Here is a 2,228-nt window from a genome sequence, read left to right as displayed (position 1 = left end):
AGAACGACAGTCAACCAACTAACACTCGTCGTTAGCTGAGTGTGAGACGTGGTCAACGAAATACAGCAGGCCGCACGACAATTGCGCGAAAACCACGGAGACCTGATTGAGGTGCGGGTCCTTACCCACTACCCTCGATTTGAGGTCGACTTTATATTCGCTGATCGATCCGTCCTTCACTCTGGTGAGCGTACCGGTCGGATGGACTTGAACATGCTCAGCTTCGGCTACTACCCTTTCTGCCAATATCAGTGAGACACCGAGTGCTTCGGTAATTAGAGTGTAGGGGCGAGGAAGTAACCGACCGTGATCAACCTGATGAGTCGTGGGGTTCTGAGCCAGTCGACCGTGGAAGAGCCGGAGCGGAGGGGCGACGAGCGAAGCGAGACGGCCCGCAGCGGAGGGTCTTCTACGGTCGAGCCCCGGAACGTGCCTCCCGTGTCGGACGCCCCCGATCCCGAGGTAGCCGCTCGTCGACGGCGTCGCCGGTTTACGTCGCAGTACAAGCTGGAGGTCCTGCGCAAGGCGGACGCGTGTACGCAACCAGGCCAGCTCGGCGCGCTGCTGCGGAAGGAAGGGCTCTATTCCTCGCATTTGGTGACCTGGCGGAAGCAACGGGTGGTGGGGCTCACGCCCAGGAAGCGGGGCCGGACGGTCACCGCAGATCCCCGCGTCAAGCAGCTCGAGCGGGAGAAGGCCGGTCTCGAGACGGACAAGCGTCGGCTTGAGCGCCGCCTGCAGCGGGCGGACACGATCATCGCGTTCCAAAAAAAAGTTGCCGAGCTCCTGGGGATCCCACTGAAACCGTTCGAGGCCGACGAGATCGAGTGATGCAGGCCATCGAGACGGCGAGGGGCACGATGGGGACCGCGGCGGCGTGCGACGCGTTGGAGGTCTCGCGGGCGTCCGTGTATCGGCAGCGCCAGCCCGCGCGACCGCCGGCCGCGCGGCCCGCGCCGCCGCGCGCGCTGGCGCCTGGCGAACGCCACATCGTCCTCGACACGCTCCACGCGGAGCGCTTCCTGGATCACGCGCCGGCGCAGGTCCATGCCACCCTCCTGGACGAGGGCGTCTATCTCTGCTCGCCCCGGACCATGTACCGGATCCTGGACAGCGCGCTCGAACTCAAGGAGCGGCGGAACCAAGTCTGTCGCCCGCACTATGTGAAGCCCGAGCTCTTGGCGACGCAGCCGAATGAACTCTGGAGCTGGGACATCACCAAACTGCTCGGGCCCGCGAAATGGACCTACTTCTATTTGTACGTGATCCTCGACGTCTTCAGCCGCTACGTGGTCGGCTGGATGGTCGCGCCGCGGGAGAGCGCCGTCTTGGCGGAGCGCCTGATCGAGGAGACGTGCGCGAAGCAGACAATTCCCCCCGGACAGCTGACGCTCCATGCGGACCGCGGCTCCTCGATGCGGAGCAAGCCGGTGGCGCTCCTCCTGGCGGACCTCGGCGTGGTCAAGACGCACAGCCGGCCCCATGTGTCGAACGACAACCCGTTCTCCGAGGCGCAGTTCAAGACGCTGAAGTACTGTCCCGCGTTTCCCGAGCGCTTCGGGTCGCTCGAAGACGCCCGGGCGTTCGGCCACACATTTTTCTCGTGGTACAACCACGAACATCATCACAGCGGTCTCGGGTACTTGACGCCGGCGATGGTCCACTACCGCTTCGCTGAAGGCATCCGCGATCAGCGGCAGGTGGTGCTCGCCGCCGCCTTTGCGGCGCATCCGGAACGATTTGTCGGAGGGATGCCGCGGCCGGCGGCCTTGCCCACGACGGTGTGGATCAACCCGCCTCCCCAAAATTCGGGGCGCCAGGATGCCCCAGAAACGACGATCGTGACTCCGGACGACCCGCGCGTCCACCCGATTTCGACCGCGACCGTCCCGTTGTCGATGATGAAGGTTGCGCTGTGACGTGACGCGCTACTCTAAAAGATTCACCCTCGGTGTCTCAAAGTCATTGACAGCTTCCGCAGTCAGTCTACACAGCCGGCTGCCCGGCTACGAGGACCTCAATGACGCGGAGCGATTCGCCGCCGACCCAACGTTTCGCTTGATCGGATCGCCGAGGATCTGGGACCGAGGCGCAGCGCTGACTTTGACGTTGCACTGGTTCGAGACCGAGCTACTGACCCGTGAAGAGAATCTCGTCGCTCAAAACACCACTCTCGAAAATCAACACGTTTTGATATTCGTCCAGCAGCTATACGGCAGCAAAGAGAA

1 protein-coding gene and 1 pseudogene are annotated in these 2,228 nt (G+C 63.3%); both read left to right on the top strand.

The genetic code is table 11. From position 1 onward, the window contains the following. Positions 1-429 precede the first annotated feature (429 nt). Positions 430-1,799, top strand: a pseudogene (locus tag VES88_11960) (IS3 family transposase). A gap of 166 nt (positions 1,800-1,965) precedes the next feature. Then, a partial coding sequence (locus VES88_11955) for a hypothetical protein (protein ID HYN82210.1) occupies positions 1,966-2,228 on the top strand: 263 nt, incomplete at its 3' end.

Source organism: Gemmatimonadaceae bacterium (assembly GCA_035633115.1).
Classification (GTDB): Bacteria; Gemmatimonadota; Gemmatimonadetes; order Gemmatimonadales; family Gemmatimonadaceae; genus UBA4720.
The sequence above is the reverse complement of the archived record's forward strand: the minus strand, read 5'-3'. Positions and strand labels throughout refer to the sequence as shown.